We start from the raw sequence: 4666 nt of genomic DNA on the forward strand, positions 1-4666 counted from the left end.
ATTCTTCTCTGATGTAAGTTGCTTTTCTATTTGTTTACTAGCTTCTGTAACTTTTTCTTCAACTTGATTTTCTTTACTATCAACTACTTTAACCTCTTCTTTATCATCTGTATCTGTATTTTTCTCATTTTGAGCTTGTTCATAGGCTGTAAATTCTTTAGAAGTTTCTAATAAAGATTTTCTACTTAATTGGTAATTTACAGTTCCTACCACAACTAACATTGCCGCTAAAGTTACTACTACAAATCCTCTTCCCTTATAATTAAATTTCATTTTTATCCCCCCAAGTTTATTTTAATATTTTTATTTAGTATATATCTCTACTTGATGACCTTGTACTTGTAATGCTGTTTGTACTGCGCTATAAAGTGTTTCTTTTACAGTAAGATCTTTAGCTCCAGTTGCTACTACTATTACACCATTAATTTTAGGTTGATTAGTTTTTATTACTATAGGCTCATTAGAACTTGATGTTATCATTGTTTTATTTTCACTAGAGGTTGTAACTGTTCTCTCTCCACCTTGTTGATCTACTTCCTTTGTTTCTTCTGTTGTTGTATTAGTATTAAAAGCTGGTTGAATTTCTTCACTTGATTCATATGTAATCATAACGTCTACTTCTCCAGCACCTTCAATTTGTGATAATATATTTTTAAGCTTTTCTTCCAATGTAGCTTTTGATGATTCATTACTTAACTCTTCTTGAGTTATTTTATTATTAACTTCATCTTTACTCGCTACCACCTTATCTTCTAAACCTGACATAGCTATAAGTGCAATACCACAAATTACTGCCAAGGTTAATAGCGAGTATATCTTTTTCTTATCTTTTTCGTTTAGATTCTTAAACATCTCCTCATCCCCTATTAATCAATTTCTATAGTTTCAATTGATACATCAAGTATTTTTACTAAATCCTCCTTTAGTTTATCTTCGCTTAAGTCCAGACTATGTTTAGTATTTTTGGGTTCATCTTTTTCATTGAATACCTGTTTTGATTTTTCATTTTCTTTAGATTGTATGTCCTCATTTTCACTTTTATTACTATTATTTTTGTCCTTTACACTTATTTTTCCAATTTTATTCCCTTCAAGCTCTATTTCATCTAGTTCATATCCGTATTCATTTAATTTTAATTTTAAAACTTCTTTTAGTCCATCCTCATACCCTTTAGACAAACTATTATTTCCCGTTTTATCTGCTAATCCATTCACACTGTCTACATATTGCTTATTATATTCACTCATATATTTTAGTATTTTATCTTCTAAAGACATATCTTTAGAGAAAAAATTTGCTATTGGAGTTAAAATTATAAATACAAATATGAAATTAACAACTAAATTTATATATGGTTTTATTTTAGAAGAAGGTAAAATCATATCAACTATATTGACTATAAATGCTCCTATCAAAACCGTTACAATCCATGTTTTTATACTTTCTAACAAATTATCACCTATCCTCCCGAAACTACACTTATAGATGTTAATGTAGCTAATGTTACAAAAAACATTATTGTTATAGCTATTATGCATGCAAGTAATATCATCATTAAATTTGCAACTTCATTTAAAAAACTTGATATACTATCTTCACCTATAGGCTCTACAGCTATTGCTGATACTTTATATACTAATATTATTGATGCTATTTTTGTAACTGGAACTAGGCATATTCCTACTAAGACTATTAAGCCTATTCCACCGAATACCCCTTTTATAAGCTGAGATGATGATAATAAAATATCTACAGAATCTGATACAAATCCTCCAACTACTGGAATAAAGTTTCCTATTGCAAATTTAGCTGTTTTTACGGTGAAATTATCAACACTAGTTACATATAGGCCCTGAATCGATACTAATCCTAAATATATGGTAAACATAGCTCCTATACAGACTAAATTTATTTGCTTTATAAATGATGATAATTTTTTAAGCTTTATATGTTTAGATATGTTGTTAACTACTAATATTGCAAAAGCAATAGATATTGATACAAATATGAATTTTTTGAAAATAACATTTATAAATGCTACTCCTCCTATAAATATAGGATTTAATACGGATGATGTTATAGGGCATCCCATAAGTGCAAGTAACGCTATTAGTATAGGCATTATAACCTGCATAATACCTATGGTTGAATCTATAGTGTTATTGCAAATTTCTAATACATCTTTAAACCCAATTAGTGTAAGTGAAACCATAGTTATAAATACTATGTACGTTGTTATCTGACTTACTGCATTTGATGAAAATGAATTATCTAAACTTTTTAAAATAGATGATAGTAATGCTAAAACCAATATAGTCATGGCTACTTTTATATTTCCCTTTAACTCATCAAAGAAAAGCATCTTTATATTTTCTTTATCAAATAAGTCTAATATATTCTTTTCACCTTTTATCAAGTCTTTCATAAATATTTTTAAATCTATATCATCTATAGTAGATGAATCATTTATATACTTTTGTATTTCTTTTAAATCTATTTTCTCTAACTGATTGTCTATATATGAATCGATGCTTTTTTTAGTTTCATTATAATCTGCGTCCTCATCTTCGTTTGCAAAAGATACAGAAAAAGATCCTATTATTATTAAAATAATAACTAGTATTTTAAAATATATTTTTTTCATAAGTTATCATTCTCCTATGGGATAATATTTAACACCATTTCTACTATGGATAAAAGTATAGGGAATGACATTGTCATTACTATTATCTTCCCTCCAAACTCAAGCTTAGATGCTATATTTCCTTCCCCACAATCTTTACAAAGCTGTATTGCAAATTCCATAAGATATGCTATTCCTATTAGTTTTATTATTAATGTTATATATACACTTGGTATATTAGCTTTATTTGCTAAATCATTTATACTTTCAATTATAAAACCTAGTTTAAATATTACCGATGTTAATATAATTACTCCTGTAAGTATGCCTATAAACATAGCTATCTCTGGTCTATCTTTCTTTATTACTAAACAAAGTGCGGTTGATATAATCGCAATACCTATAATTTGCATTACTTCCAATATATCTCCCCCTTTTTAGTAAAGTTGAAACATAGTTTTTACTGTAGTAAATAAAGCGCTTATCTCAGTTAATACCATACTTAAAACTATTATTACACCTGCTAATGTAGTAAATGTTGCCCAGTCCTTTCTATCTGTTTTTTCTAAAAGCATATTAAGAATAGATATTAATATTCCTACTCCAGCAACTTTTATTATCAAAGATATATCCATACTCATCCTCCTAAATTAAAATTATTCCTATTATTAACCCTACAATAGTCGCTAATTTTCTATATACCATACCCTTTTGATTTATATCTTCTTTAGTCTCTCCAGTTATTTTTTTTAAGTTTTCAATAGATAAATCTATCATTCTTGATTGAGACTCTATGTCACTTTTTCCCAGAGTAAATATAAGTTTTTTTAATTCATCAATCTCTTTATTTTGTAAATAAGTTTCCTTCATTAATATATGAATGCTATCATTTAATACGTCATCTAGAACTTTATATGTATTATTATGTAATTCATTTTCTAACCTTTTAAAAAAATTAGAAGTACAAAATTCTTCTTTATCCCCTAACCTTTTAAAAATTTCTTCCAATGTATATAACCCAAACGACAAGTCCATCCTCATTATCTCTAATATTCTTATGAGGTCATTTACCTCTTTATGCCTTTTTGTATATGCTTTATGTATATATTCTCCTATTAAATAGCTACAGGCTATCAAAATACCAATTATAAAAATTTTAATTTGCAAAATACCATCTCTTTTCTTCTAAATCATATATTTTCTCAATTGTTCCTGGTCCTTTTTTAGCGGATAGTATTATAACTTTTTTAAATAATTCACTATCTAATAAATTACTTAACTCTTTTCTATTTCTTATATCTTCAATTGAATCTCCATGGACTGTGGTTATTAAACTTACACCACCATTTAAAGCTGTATATAAAGCTTTTATTTCATCGATGTTTCCGATTTCATCAGTAACTATAACATTAGGAGACATAGACCTTAAAAGCATCATGATACCTATATCCTTAGGACATGTTTCTATTACATCAGTTCTTATACCTACATCCATTTGAGGTATCCCTAAGTAAGATCCTGATATCTCATTACGTTCATCTATTAAAGCAACCTTCATACCTTTAAATGCAAATTCTTTATTTCCATTACTTATATTTCTTACAATATCTCTTATTAAAGTTGTTTTACCACATTGAGGAGGTGATATTATTAAAGTATTATTAATTTGATTCTTGCCTCTTATAATATGACTTAAAACTTTATCTGAGCATCCTAAAACTTCTCTTGAAATTCTTATATTTAACGATGATATATGTTTTATATTCTTAACTTGTCCATCTTCTATAATCGTTTTTCCAACTAGTCCTACTCTGTGACCTCCTCTAAGAGTTATAAAACCCTTTTTTATATCATCAATAAAAGAATGAATTGAGTATTTACACATTATTTGAAATGTTTGCTCTATATCATCTTTACTAACTATATATGGATTATTCATATTTAAATCTAACTTATTTAGTTTAGTGTTATAAAAATAGTCCTTATTATTTGAATTTACTATTAATGGCTTTAAAGATCTTAGTCTTATTTCTTCTATGTTTA

At 27.1% G+C, this 4666-nt stretch carries 7 protein-coding genes and 1 pseudogene; all 8 read right to left on the reverse strand.

Annotated features, from left to right (window positions below):
• A pseudogene (locus tag Q5F54_RS10835) lies at positions 1-273 on the reverse strand (SpoIIIAH-like family protein); the annotation flags it as partial.
• 30 nt (positions 274-303) lie between these two features.
• Positions 304-852 (reverse strand): stage III sporulation protein AG, encoded by a 549-nt coding sequence (locus Q5F54_RS10840; protein WP_281538932.1) that lies wholly within the window; start codon positions 850-852, stop codon positions 304-306.
• Between the two features lie 14 nt (positions 853-866).
• Positions 867-1451: a stage III sporulation protein AF gene (locus Q5F54_RS10845; RefSeq protein ID WP_281538931.1), complete on the reverse strand. Its 585-nt coding sequence runs from the start codon at positions 1449-1451 to the stop codon at positions 867-869.
• An 8-nt stretch (positions 1452-1459) separates the two neighbouring features.
• Positions 1460-2644: a stage III sporulation protein AE gene (spoIIIAE, locus tag Q5F54_RS10850; protein WP_281538930.1), complete on the reverse strand. Its 1185-nt coding sequence runs from the start codon at positions 2642-2644 to the stop codon at positions 1460-1462.
• Between the two features lie 14 nt (positions 2645-2658).
• Positions 2659-3036 (reverse strand): stage III sporulation protein AD, encoded by a 378-nt coding sequence (gene spoIIIAD, locus Q5F54_RS10855; protein ID WP_242873430.1) that lies wholly within the window; start codon positions 3034-3036, stop codon positions 2659-2661.
• Between the two features lie 24 nt (positions 3037-3060).
• Complete coding sequence (gene spoIIIAC / locus Q5F54_RS10860; protein WP_071119674.1) at positions 3061-3258, reverse strand: stage III sporulation protein AC; 198 nt, start codon at positions 3256-3258, stop codon at positions 3061-3063.
• Positions 3259-3268: 10 nt separating this feature from the next.
• Positions 3269-3790 (reverse strand): stage III sporulation protein AB, encoded by a 522-nt coding sequence (locus Q5F54_RS10865; RefSeq protein WP_071119673.1) that lies wholly within the window; start codon positions 3788-3790, stop codon positions 3269-3271.
• Positions 3780-4666: stage III sporulation protein AA (gene spoIIIAA, locus Q5F54_RS10870; protein ID WP_302334422.1), on the reverse strand; the 887-nt coding region annotated here is incomplete at its 5' end. The genes spoIIIAA and Q5F54_RS10865, both read right to left, overlap by 11 nt.

Origin of the sequence: uncultured Romboutsia sp., assembly GCF_958366745.1 — a bacterium.
GTDB classification, from domain to species: Bacteria; Bacillota; Clostridia; order Peptostreptococcales; family Peptostreptococcaceae; genus Romboutsia; species Romboutsia timonensis.

What these genes read in the sequence shown, in the direction of transcription:
- spoIIIAC (WP_071119674.1), bottom strand. Translation starts at nt 3,258, where the DNA reads ATGGATATATCTTTGATAATAAAAGTTGCTGGAGTAGGAATATTAATA.
- spoIIIAD (WP_242873430.1), bottom strand. Translation starts at nt 3,036, where the DNA reads ATGCAAATTATAGGTATTGCGATTATATCAACCGCACTTTGTTTAGTA.
- Q5F54_RS10840 (WP_281538932.1), bottom strand. Translation starts at nt 852, where the DNA reads ATGTTTAAGAATCTAAACGAAAAAGATAAGAAAAAGATATACTCGCTA.
- spoIIIAE (WP_281538930.1), bottom strand. Translation starts at nt 2,644, where the DNA reads ATGAAAAAAATATATTTTAAAATACTAGTTATTATTTTAATAATAATA.